This window comes from Peribacillus sp. NPDC097224 (assembly GCF_044761985.1).
GTDB lineage: Bacteria > Bacillota > Bacilli > Bacillales > DSM-1321 > Peribacillus.
On the sequence record NZ_JBIWDK010000002.1, the window covers coordinates 433,075 to 452,675 of the forward strand.

The following is a 19,601-nucleotide window of genomic DNA, read 5'->3' on the forward strand; positions in this document are numbered from 1 at the left end:
ATATACATCCGAGTGAAAAAAATTTTAGATTTATTTTATGAAAAAGAATCCGATTTTATTCGTAGAATGGTAAAATGTTTGGTATCTTGCTATTGAAGGATGTTTAATTGATGAAAAAGACCATTAAAATCTTAGTAACGATTCTACCTTTTCTTTACATGATTGCTATTTGGATAATGTCGAGTAAACCTGACGACATCATTCTTGACCTCCCGTCCTCAACAGTGGATCGATTCATTAAAGAGGCGCTCCATTTAGTCGAATTTGCGATTTTGTACATATTATTCGTTTCTGCACTTGCTGTTAATCATAAGTTGAAGCCTGGATTTAGTTTGGTAGCCGCATTCGTTGCCGGTCTATACGGTATCATTGATGAATATCACCAGTCATTCATCCCATACCGCTCTGCATCTTTGATTGATGTGGCGAAGGACATCATTGGCGTGCTTGCTGTCTATTTTCATGTGCAGTATCACTATTTCAAGCATAAACGAGGCTTTCTGACCCTAATAGAAAAATTCGGCGCAAAAAAATGAGAGCTGGGAAAACCCCTTCTCTCATTTTTTTGCTGTCATGGTATTGATCCACTTACTTGAGGACTGCACTTTGACGCCTTTGTAATAGTACTTCACGATGTCTTCATAGTTTTTCCCTTCCCTAGCCATCCCATTGGCACCATACTGACTCATTCCGACTCCATGACCATATCCTTTTGTCGTAATGACGATTTGATTCCCTTGACGCTCCCAGTCAAAGTCGGAGGAATTCAATGCGAGTTTTTCCCGGATTTGCTTACCCGTCAATTTCTTTCCTCCAATTTCAACGACACCCACTCGATTTCCGGATGTCCTTTGAACGACTGTACCGATTGTTGTCCCTGATGATAAACTCACACCTAACTTCCTCTCAAAATCCCCCGCATCGACCACCATTTTATTATAGAATTTCGGCGATTCTTTATCCCATGGGCTAGACACACTTTTCAAGTAGGGAAACTCTGCTTGCCAATATTCCTCGGAATTCTCCGTATACCCATTGCTTGTCGAAAAGAAGGTAGCGGTAATCGGTTTTCCATCATAGGTCAATATCTTGCCTTCCGTTGCCTTAATGGCTTTATCTATCTTTTTCATTTTCCATTTATAATCAGAGCCCCATTGTTTCTTCAGCTCGTTATTATTCTTATACACTTGGTGCATTACCGTATCCCCTACATCAGCTCCTTTTGGCAACCCCCGGCGATTATTGCTCATCAACTGATTCACGATGTAGGTCCTTGCCGTCAATGCTTGCGCCTTCAACGCTTCTTCCTCAAAATCCGCGGGCATCTCTGCTGCCACAACACCAGATAGATATGTTTCAAGTGGAAGCTTTTGAATCTTTTGGGTAGCCGTCCGGTACACGGCCACATCAATGGAACTCATTTTATTTGCAGCCACTTCTTTTCCTTCTTCCTTCTCTTTTTTCTCTAATTGTTCGGCTAACTTCCCACTTGTTACATCATTGGAAAACGGAAGCACAAGCACTGCTGGAATCATGATAATGACGAATGCTACAGCTATGGATAGTACAATCACAGGTTTCATTGCTTTCAAATTCCTGGGCCTCCCTACACTTGTTCTCTGCTTTTTTACAAATTAAATCCAGCAGGTTTCTCTACATGATAAATGTATGTCGAAGGACAAGCTTTTATGAATAGAAAAGTGTCAGGTGCCCAGGTTAGCTTTCCTTATCCCAGCACACAACAAAAAACCCATTCGGGCTTCAATGAATGAAGCCCGAATGGGTTCTAATAAGTAATCTTAAGCGTTTAAATCCGCTATCGTTTTTGTTTCTGCTGGAACCTCTTCATTAACACGTTCCACATCAGCACCCAATGATGCTAATTTGCCATGGAAATTCACGTATCCTCTGTCAAGATGCTTTAATTCTGTAACACGGGTAATGCCCTCTGCAACCAATCCAGTCAGGATAAGCGCAGCAGCAGCACGCAAGTCAGTGGCAGAAACTTCTGCACCTTGAAGGTTGGTTGGCCCGTTAACAATAACAGAACGACCTTCTATTTTAACATTGGCATTCATGCGACGGAATTCTTCAACATGCATGAAACGGTTCTCGAAGACGGTCTCCGTGATCATACTTGTTCCTTCAGCACGCAATAATAATGCCATCATCTGTGATTGCATATCAGTCGGGAAACCAGGATGGGGCATTGTTTTAATATCAATGGCCTTCAAGGTTTTAGGACCGATTACACGCAATCCATCTTGTTCTTCGATGATCGTAACACCCATCTCTTCCATTTTGGCAATGAGGGACGTAAGATGTTCAGGAACGGCACCTTGAACAAGAACGTTACCACCAGTAAGTGCAGCAGCAGTCATAAATGTTCCAGCCTCGATGCGGTCAGGTATAATTGAATGTTCAGCACCATATAATTTATGGACACCTTCGATTTTCAATGTACCTGTACCAGCGCCTTTAACTTTGGCACCCATTTTATTAAGGAAATTAGCTAGATCCACGATTTCAGGCTCTTTTGCCACGTTTTCCAGAATAGTCGTACCTTCAGCAAGTGTCGCTGCCATCATGATATTTTCAGTGGCACCTACGCTTGGGAAATCAAGATACACTCTTGCTCCCTTAAGTCTGCCATCTACCTCAGCGTCAATGAAACCATTGCCGACCTTCACTTTTGCTCCCATCGCTTCAAAGCCTTTTAAATGCTGATCGATAGGACGGGAACCGATGGCACAACCACCCGGTAAAGCAACGCGGGCCCGGCCATTCCTTGCTAATAATGATCCCATTACTAAAACGGAAGCTCTCATTTTACGTACATATTCAAATGGTGCTTCGTCTAATAACTCTCTTGATGCATCTACAGTTACTTGATTATCTTGAAAGGCAACATCTGTGTTTAAGTTGCGCAATACTTCGTTGATTGTATATACATCGGAGAGCGTAGGAACGTCTTTAATGATACTTTTCCCATCACTTGCTAATAATGTTGCAGCGATAACTGGCAAAACGGCGTTTTTAGCACCTTCTACTTTAACTGTCCCGCTAAGCCTGTTGCCGCCGCGGACGATGATTTTTTCCAAAAGTATTCCCCTCCGCGTCCATTTTCTCTATATTAATATTCAAACGTTATGATTGGTGTGCCAATTACAAAGTTCGTCCGGTCACCCAATCCTTCTGTCCGTAGCCCAAACTGCAAATTTAATTTTTCTTTAGTCAAAGGTTGTTTAAACAAAGTTGAATGTGCAGATATAGATGTAAAGTTTGTTTCATGCACACTCTCAATTTCCCTCGCTTGGAACTTATCTAACAGGCTTTCGGTTTTAGAGTTTAAAATCGAATCCATATTATCATTGATAGACCCCGTAATACAAGAAAAAATTGAAGGAGTTCCCTTAAATATGTCATTCACTCTATTTTGGTACGTACTGGTAAAGTAAGCAGGGTAGCCTTCCTTCCATTCTTGTCCCTTGACTTCGTAAATGACATAGGTAACTTTATCAGATTCATCCTCGGTTGTCATCAATTTAATAGACTCCGTCAAGCCCGAATCGGCATGGTAAAGTAACGCCTCAGCCTTCTGTGCGGAAGCGCCGTCTTCCCGGTTCCAATCAAATTGAGGATATTTTCGTTTTAATGCGATCACTTCTCTTTCAAACTCTTGTTTAGTTGTGATCTCTTTATTTATCTCGCGCGCGTACACAGACCAATCTCCTATGTTTACCGCTTTATCTTGTTGCAGTAGCTCCACCAATTTAACTATATCGGCTTTACCTTTTGCCACAATTGTACTATTCCCAATTAAAAACACCGTCAAACCAAGAATTACTATGTATAATAACATTTTTTTACTCTCTGCAAACATGTTAAATCCCTCCCCTTTAAAGCATTATTTCCAAAAAAGGAGAGTTCATACTTTTTATTTCCTGACATTTGATGATGCTTTCTGCTAATGCTATAAAAATCAGTAGAATAATGGCGAATACAAGAAGAATCATATTTTGCTATACATGAAATCTTATAGCTTATTTAATCATCGCTAAACATATATGGAAGTTGGTTAGCAAGTCCTAGGTAGTCAAGGAAGAAATCACTCACAACAGAACCAATGGCCACCGTCAATAAAATATAAAGTACCCTAGCCTTAATGACCGAATTGGATCTTAATATCTTATCAAAATGTAGAGCCTGCAGAGCCCACCATGTAACTGCGATGAAGAACAAGTGGGAAATGATACCTAGCAAGGCCTGCTGTCCCATTGTTGAAAACATGTACATACCTCCTAAAAGACACCCGTCTTTCATTCTATCACAAATCCCCTTTAAATTTGGAATTTAAAAGGAAAAATCGTGAAAAATCTTTCAGAATTGAAAGACAGAGACTGTATCCATTGGAACCAGCCTCTGATAAAGGCATTATATCACTCACTTGAAATAAAGTCTTTAAAATCCCCAAAATGGTTATGCAGGAAATCAAAGGCAAGATTAGGAGCTAATCCAAATAGGATCGTGCCGCCTATACAAACCATTATAACGATGGACAAACCCGAACGCACCTTTATTAACTTACCGGAATGGTCCGGCCGGAAAAAGACTTGGACCAATAATCCAAAGTAATAGACATAGGACACGATTGTTGCCGCAATCATGATCCCTGCAAGGACATAATGTCCCGGTTCCGTAATGAAGGCGCCGAGAAAGATATTCAGTTTGCCAATAAAGCCTGCCGTTCCCGGGATGCCTGCCAATGAGAGGATAAACACGGTAAAGGCTATGGACAGATATGGTGACTTCTTCCCTAGCCCCGCAAGGATACTGATGTCCTCTGAACCGCTACGGATCGAGAGCACTTGAATAATTGCAAAAGCACCAATGTTCATCAGTGTATAAGCAAGTAAGTAAAACCAGACTGTATCCATCAAGAAGTACCCACCGCCCAATGTGGTTACGGCTACAAGAAGGTATCCTGCATGGGCGATACTCGAATAAGCGAATAACCGTTTTAAATTTTGCTGTCTTAATGCAATCACATTCCCTACGATCATCGTCACCGCTGACACTAAAGCGATATATCCACTGTTTTTCTCGAAAAAGTCGAATGCCCCGAGAGTATCCCCAGGTGCAGCCAAGAATAAGGAGAGAAAAATACGCAGAAGGATTACAAATCCAGCTGTTTTCGAGATGACGCTTAAAAAGGCGGTGACGGGCGTAGGTGCCCCTTCGTAAACATCCGGAGCCCACATGTGAAAGGGGGTAGCGGCAATTTTAAAAGATAAACCGATGAAAACCATGAAGAACGCGAGCCCCGTAATGTAGAGCAGTTGACCATCTGTCATGCCTGCCATCGTTCTGCTCATTTCCCCCAGATTCACCGATCCCGTCACACCATACAAATAACTCATGCCAAACAGAGTGATGGCTGTAGAGATCCCTCCATTAATTACATATTTCATGGCCGCTTCATTGGACTTCGTATTTTGTTTACGTATGCCCGATAATATATAGGAAGAAAGTGATAGCAACTCCAGGCCAACAAATAACGTGATCAAGTCCCCACTTGATGTCATGATCATTGCTCCAAGCAACGCCGCCAGGAACAGATAATAAAATTCCCCGCGATGCTCCTTCAACCCTTCCTTGGGCTCATAGCTCTCTGCAAGCAGGATGATTAACCCCGCTCCTAACAGTAAGATTAGCTTAAACGCTTTTGCAAAAGAATCTAACCGAAAAGTATCGGATAAGATACTTACCGTTTCAAAAGAAAACAAACTTATCAAGGAGAAAAAGGCCAGTATGATACCGGTAAGGGCCAACCAGGCCAGCTTTCTCCGATTAAAATGCTTCGGCCAGAATAAGTCCAATATGGAAAGGGCCATCGCCGTTCCAAGGATGACGAATTCCGGCATCATCGCTCCCCAATGATATGAAAGCATCGTATTCCAATCCATCTTCATCGCCCCCCTACGGCTAGCATGATTGCGTCAATCGTTCCTTGAAGAGGCCTGCCGAGTAGATTCGGATATATACCGATCGCTATAATTAAGCCGAGAAGCACTGCCGTCGGTACCATTTCCTTACCCTTAAGATCATATATCTCTTTCTCTATTAAGCTATTATCCTTGCCGAATGTCATCGTCAGGACAGCCCTCAAGACGTAGATAGCTGTTAAGATGAGACCGATGGCGCCAATTGCAGCAAGCACCGGCTGGCTCTTAAATAAGCCAAGGAAGACCATGAATTCACTGATGAACCCTGACATGCCCGGCAAACCAAGAGAAGCCATCCCCCCGGCCAGCAGAAATCCGGAAAAGAGCGGCATCGACTTGGCTAGGCCTCCAAGCCGGTTAAGCACCGTCGTACCTGTCCGTTCATACAACACAGCAACCAAAAAGAATAGGAAAGCGGCAATCAACCCGTGTGATACCACTTGAAAAATAGCCCCCTGCAAACCCGCTTCATTCAAGGCACCAAGCCCCATCATCACGATTCCCATATGTGAAACGGACGAATAGGCTAAAACAAGCTTGAAATCTGTCTGCACTAACGCTAAGAAGGCACCATACAACAAGCTGATGACCCCAAAGAGAACAATGATGGAGGCAAGCGTTTGATATTGGTCTGGAAAGATTCCCATTCCAAACCGGATGATTCCGTAAGCGCCTATCTTCAAGAGAATCCCTGCATGGATCATGACAATCGACGGTGGCGCCTCGGCATGAACCCGCACCATCCAAGTATGGAAGGGAAACATGGGCAGTTTAATGGCAAAAGCAATCAGAAGGGCCAAGCATAGTCCATATTTCATCGAGCCGGAAACCGGTGCAAATAGAGATACACCACCCATTGTCATCATCTGTGTCAAAGCCGCGATATTCGTCGTACCTGTCCGGGCGAACAATATCAGAATCACCACCAATAAAATGGCCGATCCTATTCCGTTATAGATCAAAAACTGATAAGAAGCTTTTTCTTTCTCAAGATATCCCCACTTGCCAATCAAGAAGAACGTCGGGACCAAGGTCATTTCAAAGAAGATGAAAAACAAGATGAGGTTTTCCGCCGTAAAGACGCCAAGCATCCCAATCTCTAAAAGCAAAAATAATAGGTAATACCCTTTCCACTCCCTCTTTATGTAAAAGGATGCCAGGGCCGCCAAAGAGGAAATAATTGTCGTCAATAATAGAAAGACGAGGTTTAAACCATCCAGACCCAATTCAAAATTCACCGCGAATAAATTTGGGTCATACATCGAAAGATTCCCAAATCGAATCCAGTTCACCTTGATGTCAAAAGAAGAGAGTGCTATCCCCGAATAGTACTGTACAAGTAAAAATAACGTCAGTATAAGGGGTGGCAGTGTCCCAAAGAAACCAAATTGCTTAATGGTCCTTTCCTCGGTTCTAGGCATGAGGGCCACCATCACCATACCAAGCAGCGGGGAAGCCACCAACAATGTGAGTAAGTATACGTTCATCTTAAATACCCCCCAGTGAACGCAAAGATGACCATCAGAACCGCAAGTCCGAGAAAGGCTATAACGCCATATTGCTGTACCTGTCCCGTTTGAAGTTTAGCCCCCATTTTCCCTAAACCTTCTATGGAGTTACTCACTGTGGACACCAATCCTCCGATAATGAACTTTTCCATATAAGATAGAAACAAGCTAAAGCCTCTGGTAAGATAGCCTACGGTGAAGTAGTACATCACATCTATGAAGTACTTATTATCTAAAACTCTATATATCATGGAGTCCTCTCCCACCAGCCAACTCCGTGATAGCGCCCTTTTTACGTAGATGAGATACGCCAGGAATATACCAGCAAGTGAAACGAGAATGGCCAACAACATGATCCAAACCGGTCCCTCATGATGACTGACGCCTAACAGCGATTCATTTCCATCGATGAGCCAGTCTCCAAGAAAGGCCCCAAACCATGGCGTTTGTATATATCCGCTGAGCACGGCAAGCACCGCAAGGACCATCATTGGAACCAACATGAAAGAAGAAGGATCTTCGACTTGATTGGCAGGACCACTTGATTCTCCGGCGAAAATCATGAAAAACAAACGGAACATATAAAAGGCCGTCAAAAAGGAGGTAATCAAAGCGAGCGTGAATAGAAAGTAGCTCCCATTCCCCCAGGCCGACATCAAGATTTCATCCTTACTGAAAAATCCTGATAAAAGGGGAAATCCCGATATCGAGAGCGTACCAATTAGGAACAACGGACCCGTTACCTTCAACTTCTTCCAAATTCCACCCATTTTTTCTGCATCCTGTGTATGTAAAGCATGAATAACACTACCTGCTGCCAAGAACAGCAAAGCTTTAAAGAAAGCATGGGTCATCAAATGAAACACCCCTGCGACATACCCCGCCGTGCCCAACGCCAGCATCATGAATCCAAGCTGGCTGATGGTTGAGTAGGCCAGCACTCGCTTCACGTCTTTTTGGACGAGAGCAATGCTAGCGGCGAAGATCGCGGTAAAGCCACCCGTCACGGCTACGACCTGCATAGCTGCCGAACTTGCAAGAAACAGAGGAAACATCGTGGCTACCAAGTAAACGCCTGCCGCCACCATAGTTGCCGCATGGATCAAAGCGGAGACCGGTGTGGGCCCTTCCATCGCGTCAGGAAGCCATGTGTGAAGTGGAAACTGTCCGGATTTCCCGACAGCCCCGATAAAAATCAGAATGGCGATTAGCGTCAACCTTCCCATCGAGATTTCCCCCGTTTGAACAGCTGAGAAAATATCCCCATATTCGAAGCTTCCAGTTTCCCAGAATAATAGAATAATTCCAATAAGAAGCCCCACATCGCCAATCCTGGTCATGATAAATGCTTTTTTTGCAGCGAGCTTTGCTTCCTGTTTATGAAAATAAAATCCGATTAATAGGAATGAGCCAACTCCAACAAGCTCCCAGAAGATATATAGCTGCAGTAAATTAGGTGCTATGACAAGCCCAAGCATGGAAAAGGTAAAGAAACCAAGGTAAGCATAGAAAGTGGAAAACCGCTCTTCCCCTTTCATGTATTCCACCGAATAAATTTGAACAAGCAGACTCACCAGAGATACGACCACAAGCATCAAGGCATTCAGCTGATTGATTTCAAATCCTGCCGTGAGTTGCGTCCCACTGATAGAAAGCCAATCCATCGCCATCTTATAAGTAGGTCCCTGCAGCCGTTCCACCAAAACGATTACAGATAAAATGAACGATGTGAGTGTGAACAGTATTCCAATATAGGCGCCTTTTTCCCGCCACCGTCTACCGTATAAAAGCAGTAACACGAAAGAGACGAGTGGAAGGATCGGTATGACCCAAGCATTCTCCATCATCGTATCAAATCCCCTTCTTCATACCTTCATTTGTATGAACCGTCAATGCTTCATCGTATCCATTTCATCCACATTGACTGTTTTTCGATTTCGGTACAGAGCCATTAAAATGGCTAGCCCCACAGCCGCCTCGGCTGCAGCGATTGTAATCGTAAATAATGAAAACACCTGACCCGTAATAGACGGAGTTACCCCAAATTTACTGAAGGCAACCAGATTGACATTCGCGGCATTCAGCATCAGTTCAATCGATATCAAAACAATAACTGCATTTCTTTTCGTCAAGGCACCGTATAGCCCGATGCAAAATAAAACGAGTGCCAAGACGAGGTAAGCAGACAAGGGAACACCTGTCATAACTTGCCTCCCTCCTCTTCCTCATCATCTTTTTTTGCCAAGACTATGGCACCGACCAAAGCGACGAGCAGGAGCACGGAAAGCACTTCAAATGGAATCACATACTTTGAGAACAGCTCGATTCCGATTTGTTTCGTATTTTCCTCATGCAGAGTCGATGGCTGAACCGGTATATCCAGGTTGTAAATGCCTAGATAAACCACTAAGGCAAAGCCGGCAATCCCTAAGATCAAAAAGAACTTTCGCCAACCGTCCTTTGCCGGTTCCTCCTTTTCATGATGGCGCGTCAGCATGATTCCAAACAGCATCACGATCGTAATCGCCCCGGAATAGATGAGGATTTGTACGACAGCGACAAATTCCGCCGATAAAAGCAAGTAAATGCCTGCAATGCTTAGGAATGTAAAGACCAGTGCAACCACCATGTGCACCACTTTCGTTAACGTAATCAGCAGTACCCCGCCCACTATCGCGACGGTTGCCAAGCCGATAAAAGCAAGTAATTCACCAGACACACTCATACCTTATTCACCTTCCGAATATTCTCATCATTCTCATCCAACCACTCCAGATTTTTAAATAACTGATCCCGGCTATACTCAGCCAGTTCAAATTCGTTCGTCATCACGATTGCTTCGGTGGGACAAACCTCCGTGCATAAATCGCATAAAATGCATATTTCAAAATTGATGTCATAGGTATCGATGATTTTTCCTTTTTTCGTAGGATCTGGATGTCTTTTTCCCGTTAACTGAATGCAATCCGTCGGACAAATCGTCACGCACTGATTACAAACAATACACTTTTCAGGATAGAATTTTTGAATTCCCCGGAACCGATCAGGGAGTGGCAGTGGCTCATTCGGATAGTCATACGTCACCTTTTTCCGGGTCAGGTTCTTCAGCGTGTACGTTAGACCTTTTGCTAACCCCAGCATATGGATCCCCCACTTTCTGAAAATCTTTAACGTCTAAAATAGTTTGAATAGTTCTTTGAAAAGCGCAGTCAAAAATATATTGGCTAACGCTACGGGCAACAAGACCTTCCAACCAAACTCCATCAATTGGTCCACTCTTATACGTGGAAACGTAACGCGAATCCAAACCAATACGTAAAAGACTAAACTAAACTTCAAGCCAAACCAGATGGCTCCCGGAATAAAATCCAGAAACGGTATAGAATTCCATCCACCTAAAAATAATACAGTGGTTAACGTAGCCATTGCAAACATATAGACATATTCCGATAACATAAAGAAGGCCCAACGAAAGCCGGAATACTCGACATGGTAGCCTGAAACGAGCTCTGATTCCGCTTCTGGAAGATCAAAAGGCACCCGATTCAACTCGGCCACCGAAGCTATAAAGAATACGAAGAATGCAATGGGCTGAAGGAAAATGAACCAAACTTTATCCTGAGCGGCAACTATTTCGTTCAGGTTCAGGCTCCCCGTCAAAAGGACGATTCCCACTACTGACATGACAAGCGGGATTTCATATGAAATCATTTGTGCCGCCGCGCGCATCCCGCCAATCAAAGAATACTTATTGTTGGATGCCCAACCAGCGGTCACGATGCCAATCGTCGTTATGCCCGATACCGCCACATAATAAAGGAGGCCGACACCTATATCCGCAAATTGAAAAGCTTCTGTGAAAGGCAAGGTGGCCAGGACCATGAAAGCCGGAGCAAAGGCGATCACGGGAGCTAATATATACAGCGGTTTATCCGCTTTTTTCGGTATGGTGTCTTCCTTGATCAAAAGCTTTAAAACATCGGCAACGGTCTGTAAAAGCCCCCATTTACCCCCAAGTTGATTCGGACCAACCCGCATCTGCATGAACCCCATGATTTTCCGTTCCGAGAGGATGCCATAGGTGACAAACCCTAACACTACGAATAGGAGCAGGACCGCCAAGCCAAAGAAGATGCCAAAGTTGAGAAGGCTAGGAGCTGATTGTAGTAGATTGTGGATCATCTAGCCATCCACCTCCCCTAAAACGATGTCAATCGCCCCAAGTATCGTTATCAGATTCGCCATATTTTCCCCTTCGAGCAATTTGGGCAGGATTTGCAGATTATAAAAGGATGGTCGCCGGAATTTCAAACGGTACGGCTCCTTTTTCCCTTCACTCGCAATATAGCAACCTATTTCCCCTCTTGGCGATTCGATTCGGACGAACGCCTCCCCTTTCGGGACCTTGATGATTTTCGGGACCTTGGCAAGGATCGGTCCCTCAGCAGGAAATTGCTTCACGGCCTGTTCCAGGATTTTCAAGGACTCTTCTATTTCTTCCATTCTGCAATGATAACGGGAAAAGGCATCACCTTCTTCACGGGTGGGTACATCGAATTGGAACCGGTCATAAATGGAATAAGGCTCATCTTTTCTTAAATCAAATTTCACACCCGTACACCTTAAATTAGCGCCGCTCAATGAATAGGAAAGTGCATCTTCCTTTGAATAAACGCCCACACCCCTGACCCGGTTCATAAAAATCTCATTGCCTGTAACCAGTTGGTGGTACCCAGCCAGTTGCTCCCTCATGTAGGGGACAAACTCTGCCACCTTTTCTATCCAATCCTCCGGAGCGTCCCACTTCACGCCGCCAACCCTCATGTAATTAAACGTCAGCCGTGCCCCCGACAATTCGGTCAATAAATTGATGATCATTTCCCGTTCACGAAAGGCGTATAAAAAGGGACTTGTCGCTCCAATATCAAGTAAGTATGTTCCCCACCACACAAGGTGGCTGGCCACACGGCCCAACTCCATCGCGATAACACGCAAATATTCCGCGCGGTCAGGTACCTCCACCCCCATCATGGTTTCAACTGCATGGCAAAGTACATAATTATTAGTCATTGCCGCTAAGTAATCCAACCGATCGGTATAGGGAATGATCTGTGTATATTGCAGATTTTCTGCCAGCTTTTCCGTTCCCCGATGAAGGTACCCAATGACTGGGGTGGCCTCTTTAATGATTTCACCGTCGATTTTGATGATAAGCCGGAACACGCCATGCGTACTGGGATGCTGTGGTCCGACATTAAGCAACATCTCTTCCGTCCGTAACATTGAGCTACACCTCCACGTCATAGGGCTGATAATCTTTACGAAGCGGATATCCAATCCAATCTTCTCCAAGCAAGATCCGCTTTAAATCCGGATGCCCTTGGAATACGATGCCGAGTAAGTCGTATGCCTCACACTCCGGCCAATTTGCTCCCGGCCATAAGGGCACCAACGACGGGACAGAAGGAGTATTCCTATCAAGTTTCACCTTCAGTGCAACTGAATGATTTATTAGAAAGGAGTACAGCTGTACATACATTTCCATATGGGTCTCAAAGTCGGTGCCATGCAACTCTGATAAGTACTGAAAACTTAACGTTTTATCATGGCGTAGAAAGTCTGCAATTTGGAAATATGTATCAGGTTTAGCTACCAAGGTGGGAATATCTTTTGAAAGGGTATTAATATAGTAATCTACTAGGACATCTTCTCCCAAATGCCGTTCAATGGCCTGAATAAGTGAATCGAGGATAGGTTGGTTGGGTGAAGGTGCTTCTGGGGTCGCTTCGGGACTTTCTTTTACAGTATTCTTTGCCTTTGCGGCCGCCGCTGCCTTTGCTTTTGCAGCAGCGATGGCGTTAGCCTTCGCCTTTTCGGGATCTTCTTCTTTATTGGTCGCTCCTTTCTTTTTGGCTAGTGCAGCAGCCTTGGCCTTCGCTACGGCGGCTGCCTTCTGCTTCGCTATATCTAAGTTGTCTCCTCCCCCTTCGGTTCCGCTCTCTTTTGCCTGTTTTCGTGCCAGGGCTGCTGCTTTCGCTTTTGCTGCTGCGGCTGCCTTCTGCTTCGCTATATCTAGGTTGTCCTCTTCTCCTCCTTCTGTTCCGCTCTCTTTTGCCTGTTTTCGTGCCAGGGCTGCTGCTTTCGCTTTTGCCGCGGCGGCTGCCTTCTGCTTCGCTATATCTAGGTTGTCTTCTTCTCTTCCTTCTGTTCCGCTCTCTTTTGCCTGTTTTCGTGCCAGGGCTGCTGCTCTCGCTTTTGCCGCGGCGGCTGCCTTCTGCTTCGCTATATCTAGGTTGTCTTCTTCTCCTCCTTCTGTTCCGCTCTCTTTTGCCTGTTTTCGGGCCAGGGCTGCTGCTTTCGCTTTTGCTGCTGCGGCTGCCTTCTGCTTCGCTATATCTAGGTTGTCCCCTTCTGCTTCTGATTTACTCTCTTTTGCCTGCTTTCGGGCCAGGGCGGCTGCTTTTGCTTTTGCAGCGGCCTCCTTTTTCTGCTGAGCTAAGTCTTGCTCATCACTCATTTAAATCACCCGCTTTCCGGTTTTGGCTTCATATCTGATTTTTTCTTTCAATTTATTGATTCCGTAAATAAGTGCTGCCGGATTAGGAGGGCACCCAGGAATATAAACATCAACGGGCACAATCTGGTCTACCCCTTTAACAACTGAATAGGAATGGACATACGGGCCTCCAGCCGTTGCACAGGATCCCATTGCAATCACCCATTTCGGCTCTGGCATTTGGTCATATAGGCGCCTTAAAATAGGGGCCATTTTTTTCGTCACTGTGCCAGAAACGATCATGACATCCGATTGTCTCGGTGAAGTACGAAAAAAGGAACCAAATCGATCCAAATCATAATGGGAGGATCCCACCCCCATCATTTCAATGGCACAACATGCGAGCCCGAAAGTCATTGGCCATAATGAATTGCTTCTAGCCCACGCCTTTACTTGCTCAAGCGTGGATAAAAAGACACTTTGACGCATTTCTTCCATTTCTTCACGGGTAAGGTTATCTAATTTCAATTCCACTTTAACACCTTCTTTTTCCAAGCATAAATTAGGCCTAACAATAGGATAAGGACAAAAAATAGCATCTCAATCAGAGCAAACAATCCCAATTCATCATATGCAACCGCCCAAGGATAAAGAAAAACGGTTTCTACATCAAAGATGACGAACATCAATCCAAATAAATAATACCTGACATTGAACTGAACCCTGGAGTCCTGAAAAGGTTCCACTCCACTTTCGTAGGTCGTATATTTCATCTCATTCGGTTTATTTGGTCTAAGAAGCTTTCCAAGAAATAGTGCCACTAGTGGAAGTAAGATTCCTAAGCTGAGAAAAACGAATACAATTAAATAATTATTTTGGTAAATATGCAGCTGTCCCATGTCCATCACCCTTTATAGAAGAATCATGTTTAAATGGTACACTTGTCTTCATTTTAGGTAAGTAACCCCGTTTTAAAAAAGTATGCGGGTACACCTTTTTTTAGAAGCAATCTGATATTCCGAGACTACATCCAATAAATGTAAGCGTATACATTATAACATTCCGTAAAACGCAGTGTCATGGCTCAGCGAATCAAATAGGGAAATACTTTTCCTCCAAATCCGATAATTTTTTATACTTGTCAACATCATACTACATGATGTGACAACCGATTAATTCAATGTGGCCTTTTGCTAAAACATAAAAAAGCACCCCACTTTCCAAGTGGAAAGTGGGGTGCTTTTTCTTTGAAATTTATCGCATTTCTGCAATTTGAATCCGGTTTACAGCCCGTTTAAGTGCTAAATTAGCTCTTTTCGAGTCATTAGATCCATCATTGTTCTGCAATCTTTGTTCTGCACGTGTTTTTGCTGCTTGAGCACGTGCAAGATCGATAGTTTCAGCTCTTTCAGCAGATTGAGCTAAAATGGTTACCACATCAGGGCGAACTTCTAGGAAGCCACCATTTACAGCTACATAGTCTGTGTTGTTTCCATTTTTAAGACGAACAGCACCGATAGTAAGGGGAGCTACGGTTGGAACGTGTCCAGCCATAATTCCCAGCTCACCACTTTTAGCTTTCGTGCTTACCATTTCAACTTCTGCTTCATATACTGGGCCATCGGGAGTAACAACATTGACTTTAATGGTCTTCATTTCATTACCTCCTAGTTCCCTTAATTAAGCCATTTCTTTTGCTTTAGCAATAACTTCTTCGATACGGCCAACTAAACGGAATGCATCTTCAGGAAGCTCGTCATATTTTCCAGCTAGGATATCTTTGAATCCTTGAACTGTTTCTTTTACTGGTACGTAAGAACCTTTTTGACCAGTAAATTGTTCAGCCACGTGGAAGTTTTGTGACAAGAAGTTTTGGATTCTACGAGCACGAGCAACGATTACTTTCTCGTCTTCGCTTAATTCATCCATACCCAAGATTGCGATGATATCTTGAAGTTCTTTATATTTCTGTAATGTTGATTGTACTTGACGAGCAACATTATAGTGCTCTGCTCCAACAACCTCTGGGCTAAGCGCACGAGAAGAAGAAGCCAATGGATCAACCGCAGGGTAGATACCCATTTCAGAAAGTTTACGTTCAAGGTTAGTCGTTGCATCTAAGTGAGCGAAAGTTGTAGCTGGAGCCGGATCCGTATAGTCATCGGCAGGTACATAAATTGCTTGGATAGATGTAACAGAACCTTTATTAGTTGAAGTGATACGCTCTTGTAATTGACCCATTTCTGTAGCAAGGGTAGGTTGGTAACCAACCGCTGAAGGCATACGTCCTAGTAGGGCAGAAACCTCAGAACCTGCTTGAGTGAAACGGAAGATGTTATCGATGAAGAAAAGAACGTCTTGTCCTTGTTCGTCACGGAAATATTCAGCCATTGTCAAACCACTAAGAGCTACACGCATACGTGCACCTGGTGGCTCGTTCATTTGTCCGAATACCATCGCTGTTTTCTTAATAACACCAGAGTCAGTCATCTCGTAGAAAAGGTCATTCCCTTCACGAGTACGCTCACCTACACCAGCGAATACGGAAATACCACCGTGTTCTTGGGCGATGTTGTTAATAAGTTCTTGGATAAGTACAGTTTTACCAACACCGGCTCCACCGAAGAGACCGATTTTACCACCTTTGATGTAAGGTGCAAGTAAATCTACTACTTTGATACCAGTTTCAAGGATTTCAACTTGTGTTGAAAGTTCCTCAAAAGTTGGTGCTTGTCTGTGAATTGGATCACGACGTACATCTGCTGTAAGTGGATCAAATAGATCGATATTTTCCCCTAATACGTTGAAAACGCGACCTAGAGTTACATCACCTACAGGAACGGAAATCGGTGCTCCTGTATCAAGTGCTTCTGCACCACGAGTTAAACCGTCCGTGGAAGACATTGCAACAGTACGAACTGTATTATCACCTAGTTGAAGGGCTACTTCGAGAGTTAGTCCTGTACCAGACGCTTTATTTTCGATTCTTAACGCGTTATAGATCTTAGGAAGTTGTCCGTCTTCGAATTTCACGTCAACAACCGGACCCATAACTTGAGTAACGCGTCCTATATTCATCGTTTTCCCTCCTTACGTTGCTTATAACGACTATCATATTTATGGAACGGCCAAGCATCGTCCGCCGGACCGCCCCCATCATTACATCTATTCTAAAGCAGCTGCGCCACCGACAATTTCGGTAATTTCTTGAGTGATTGCGGCTTGACGTGCACGGTTATATTGCAATGAAAGTGAATCGATCAATTCTTTCGCATTGTCGGTTGCATTTTTCATTGCTGTCATACGTGCAGAGTGCTCACTTGCTTTACCATCTAACAATGCACCATAAATTAAACTTTCAGCGTACTGAGGAAGTAAAACCTCAAGAATTTCTTCCGCATTCGGTTCAAATTCATAGGATGTCAATTGAGCATTGGAAGTATCAAAGTCCGATAACGGAAGGACTTGCTTTTCCGTTACGTCCTGTTGGATTGGGCTGACATAATGGTTATAGTACATATAAAGCTCATCACACAGTTCATTTAGATACAAATTCACTGTCGATTTAGCAAGTGTGTTGATGTCAGCGAAAGACGGCTGATCAGGAACACCGATTACTTCAAGCTCTACATGCATGCCACGGCTGACAAAGAAATCACGGCCAACCCTTCCGATTGCGATAATGACAAACTCATCATTGGATTTATGGCGTTCAAGAATTGTTTTATGAACTTGACGAAGGACGCTACTGTTGTATGCCCCTGCCAAACCACGGTCCGATGTGATCACCAGGTAACCGGTTTTCTTCACTGGACGCTTGGCAAGCATTGGATGAGATGCATCCGCGCTTCCGTTCGCAATACTAGATACTACTTCTTGAATTTTTTCCATATATGGAACATATGCTTTAGCATTAGCTTCCGCACGGTTCATTTTTGAAGCGGATACCATTTGCATCGCTTTTGTAATTTGACTCGTCTTTTTCGTTGAAGTTATCCGAGACTTAATATCGCGTAAAGAGGCCATTCATTCTCACCACCCTTTAAAAATTATTTAGACCTTATTATTCAGAAATAACGAAGTTCTTTTTGAATTCGTTAATAGCAGCAACCATAGCAGCGTCTTCAGGAAGACCTTTTGTTGTGCGAATGTGATCTAATAATTCTGGATGAGAACGATCTAGGAACACATAGTATTCTTCTTCGAAACGAAGGATATCCGAAACCGGAATATCATCTAGGAAGCCTTTTGTTAATGCGTAGAAAATCATAACTTGTTTTTCTACTTTAATTGGTTTATTCAAATCTTGTTTAAGAACTTCAACTGTACGAGCACCACGGTTAAGTTTAGCTTGAGTAGCAGCATCAAGGTCAGATCCGAATTGAGAGAATGCTTCTAATTCGCGATAAGAAGCCAAGTCAAGACGTAATGTACCGGCAACTTTTTTCATCGCTTTAATTTGCGCAGATCCACCAACACGTGATACGGAAAGACCAGCGTTAATCGCAGGACGTACACCTGAGAAGAACAAATCAGATTGTAAGAAGATTTGTCCATCAGTGATGGAAATAACGTTTGTTGGAATGTATGCAGAAATGTCGCCTGCTTGTGTTTCAACAAATGGTAGTGCAGTGATTGAACCAGCACCTAAAGTGTCGTTCAATTTAGCAGCACGCTCAAGTAAACGTGAATGCAAGTAGAATACATCCCCTGGGAATGCTTCACGACCTGGAGGACGGCGAAGCAGCAAGGAAAGTTCGCGGTATGCAGATGCTTGTTTAGAAAGATCATCGTAAACCACTAGAACGTGCTTGCCTGAGAACATGAATTCTTCAGCCATAGTTACACCAGCATAAGGAGCTAGGTATAATAGTGGAGCTGGTTGAGAAGCTGATGCAGATACAACGATTGTGTAATCTAGAGCACCATTCTTACGTAGTGTTTCAACTGTTCCACGAACTGTTGATTCTTTTTGACCGATAGCTACGTAGATACAGATCATATCTTGGTCAGCTTGGTTCAAGATTGTATCGATTGCAACTGATGTTTTACCAGTTTGACGGTCACCGATGATTAACTCACGTTGTCCACGTCCGATTGGAACAAGAGCATCGATTGCTTTAATACCTGTTTGTAGTGGTTCATGAACGGATTTACGGTCCATAACACCTGTAGCAGGACTTTCGATTGGGCGAGTTTTTGTAGTAGCGATTGGACCAAGACCATCAATAGGTTGTCCAAGCGGGTTTACAACACGTCCGATTAATTCTTCTCCAACTGGTACTTCCATGATTCTGCCCGTACGGCGTACTTCACTGCCTTCTTGAATATCTCTGAAAGGTCCAAGAATAACAACACCTACGTTATTTTGCTCAAGGTTTTGTGCTAATCCCATTGAACCATTAGAAAATTCTAAGAGCTCCCCAGCCATTGCATTATCTAAACCATGAACGCGAGCGATACCATCACCAACAGTGATAACTGTACCTACATCGCTTACTTTAATTTCCGACTGATAGTTTTCAATCTGCTTTTTAATCAGCGCACTGATTTCTTCAGCTTTGATGCTCATGAATTTCACCCCTATCTGTG

At 43.7% G+C, this 19,601-nt stretch carries 20 protein-coding genes; 1 reads left to right on the forward strand and 19 read right to left on the reverse strand.

The window, feature by feature from the left end:
- The first annotated feature begins 110 nt into the window (after positions 1-110).
- Positions 111-536, forward strand: coding sequence for a VanZ family protein (locus ACIQXR_RS05545; RefSeq protein ID WP_403079703.1), 426 nt, complete (start codon positions 111-113; stop codon positions 534-536).
- Positions 537-557: 21 nt separating this feature from the next.
- Here the strand turns inward: ACIQXR_RS05545 and spoIID are convergent, their stop codons facing one another.
- The 19 genes from spoIID to atpA all read right to left on the reverse strand — a co-directional run bounded on the left by spoIID (position 558) and on the right by atpA (position 19,581).
- The gene (gene spoIID / locus ACIQXR_RS05550; protein ID WP_403079704.1) at positions 558-1,592 is read right to left on the reverse strand and encodes a stage II sporulation protein D; all 1,035 of its coding nucleotides are present in this window, start codon (positions 1,590-1,592) and stop codon (positions 558-560) included.
- Between the two features lie 207 nt (positions 1,593-1,799).
- The gene (gene murA / locus ACIQXR_RS05555) at positions 1,800-3,101 is read right to left on the reverse strand and encodes a UDP-N-acetylglucosamine 1-carboxyvinyltransferase (RefSeq protein ID WP_402870384.1); all 1,302 of its coding nucleotides are present in this window, start codon (positions 3,099-3,101) and stop codon (positions 1,800-1,802) included.
- A gap of 32 nt (positions 3,102-3,133) precedes the next feature.
- A complete protein-coding gene (locus ACIQXR_RS05560) occupies positions 3,134-3,883 on the reverse strand; it encodes a YwmB family TATA-box binding protein (RefSeq protein ID WP_402870381.1) in 750 nt (249 codons plus the stop codon).
- A 164-nt stretch (positions 3,884-4,047) separates the two neighbouring features.
- Positions 4,048-4,290, reverse strand: coding sequence for a DUF1146 family protein (locus ACIQXR_RS05565; protein ID WP_403079706.1), 243 nt, complete (start codon positions 4,288-4,290; stop codon positions 4,048-4,050).
- Between the two features lie 149 nt (positions 4,291-4,439).
- The gene (gene nuoN / locus ACIQXR_RS05570; RefSeq protein WP_403079708.1) at positions 4,440-5,966 is read right to left on the reverse strand and encodes an NADH-quinone oxidoreductase subunit NuoN; all 1,527 of its coding nucleotides are present in this window, start codon (positions 5,964-5,966) and stop codon (positions 4,440-4,442) included.
- Positions 5,967-5,968: 2 nt separating this feature from the next.
- On the reverse strand, positions 5,969-7,492 hold the full coding sequence (locus ACIQXR_RS05575) for an NADH-quinone oxidoreductase subunit M (RefSeq protein ID WP_403079709.1): 1,524 nt from the start codon (positions 7,490-7,492) through the stop codon (positions 5,969-5,971).
- Positions 7,489-9,360, reverse strand: coding sequence for an NADH-quinone oxidoreductase subunit L (gene nuoL, locus ACIQXR_RS05580; RefSeq protein ID WP_403079711.1), 1,872 nt, complete (start codon positions 9,358-9,360; stop codon positions 7,489-7,491). Before nuoL ends, ACIQXR_RS05575 begins: the two co-directional genes overlap by 4 nt.
- Before the next feature lie 42 nt (positions 9,361-9,402).
- The gene (gene nuoK / locus ACIQXR_RS05585) at positions 9,403-9,717 is read right to left on the reverse strand and encodes an NADH-quinone oxidoreductase subunit NuoK (protein ID WP_402870369.1); all 315 of its coding nucleotides are present in this window, start codon (positions 9,715-9,717) and stop codon (positions 9,403-9,405) included.
- Positions 9,714-10,238: an NADH-quinone oxidoreductase subunit J gene (locus ACIQXR_RS05590; protein ID WP_402870366.1), complete on the reverse strand. Its 525-nt coding sequence runs from the start codon at positions 10,236-10,238 to the stop codon at positions 9,714-9,716. The genes nuoK and ACIQXR_RS05590 overlap by 4 nt, the downstream gene beginning before the upstream one ends.
- Positions 10,235-10,654, reverse strand: coding sequence for an NADH-quinone oxidoreductase subunit NuoI (nuoI, locus tag ACIQXR_RS05595; RefSeq protein WP_402870364.1), 420 nt, complete (start codon positions 10,652-10,654; stop codon positions 10,235-10,237). Before nuoI ends, ACIQXR_RS05590 begins: the two co-directional genes overlap by 4 nt.
- 33 nt (positions 10,655-10,687) lie before the next feature.
- On the reverse strand, positions 10,688-11,695 hold the full coding sequence (gene nuoH, locus ACIQXR_RS05600; protein WP_402870360.1) for an NADH-quinone oxidoreductase subunit NuoH: 1,008 nt from the start codon (positions 11,693-11,695) through the stop codon (positions 10,688-10,690).
- Positions 11,696-12,796, reverse strand: a complete 1,101-nt coding sequence (locus ACIQXR_RS05605) for an NADH-quinone oxidoreductase subunit D (protein WP_402870357.1) — start codon at positions 12,794-12,796, stop codon at positions 11,696-11,698. It abuts the gene before it with no gap.
- Between the two features lie 4 nt (positions 12,797-12,800).
- Complete coding sequence (locus ACIQXR_RS05610) at positions 12,801-14,030, reverse strand: NADH-quinone oxidoreductase subunit C (protein WP_403079713.1); 1,230 nt, start codon at positions 14,028-14,030, stop codon at positions 12,801-12,803.
- Positions 14,031-14,507 (reverse strand): NuoB/complex I 20 kDa subunit family protein, encoded by a 477-nt coding sequence (locus ACIQXR_RS05615; RefSeq protein WP_402871312.1) that lies wholly within the window; start codon positions 14,505-14,507, stop codon positions 14,031-14,033.
- 26 nt (positions 14,508-14,533) lie between these two features.
- Positions 14,534-14,908 carry an NADH-quinone oxidoreductase subunit A gene (locus tag ACIQXR_RS05620; RefSeq protein ID WP_402870349.1) on the reverse strand — a complete coding sequence of 125 codons (375 nt, stop codon included), beginning with the start codon at positions 14,906-14,908 and terminating at the stop codon, positions 14,534-14,536.
- Positions 14,909-15,263: 355 nt separating this feature from the next.
- On the reverse strand, positions 15,264-15,665 hold the full coding sequence (locus ACIQXR_RS05625; RefSeq protein WP_402870346.1) for a F0F1 ATP synthase subunit epsilon: 402 nt from the start codon (positions 15,663-15,665) through the stop codon (positions 15,264-15,266).
- A gap of 24 nt (positions 15,666-15,689) precedes the next feature.
- Positions 15,690-17,087, reverse strand: coding sequence for a F0F1 ATP synthase subunit beta (atpD, locus tag ACIQXR_RS05630; RefSeq protein ID WP_402870343.1), 1,398 nt, complete (start codon positions 17,085-17,087; stop codon positions 15,690-15,692).
- 87 nt (positions 17,088-17,174) lie between these two features.
- Positions 17,175-18,035 (reverse strand): F0F1 ATP synthase subunit gamma, encoded by an 861-nt coding sequence (locus ACIQXR_RS05635; RefSeq protein WP_402870340.1) that lies wholly within the window; start codon positions 18,033-18,035, stop codon positions 17,175-17,177.
- 37 nt (positions 18,036-18,072) lie between these two features.
- Positions 18,073-19,581, reverse strand: a complete 1,509-nt coding sequence (gene atpA / locus ACIQXR_RS05640) for a F0F1 ATP synthase subunit alpha (RefSeq protein ID WP_402870337.1) — start codon at positions 19,579-19,581, stop codon at positions 18,073-18,075.
- Positions 19,582-19,601: the final 20 nt, after the last annotated feature.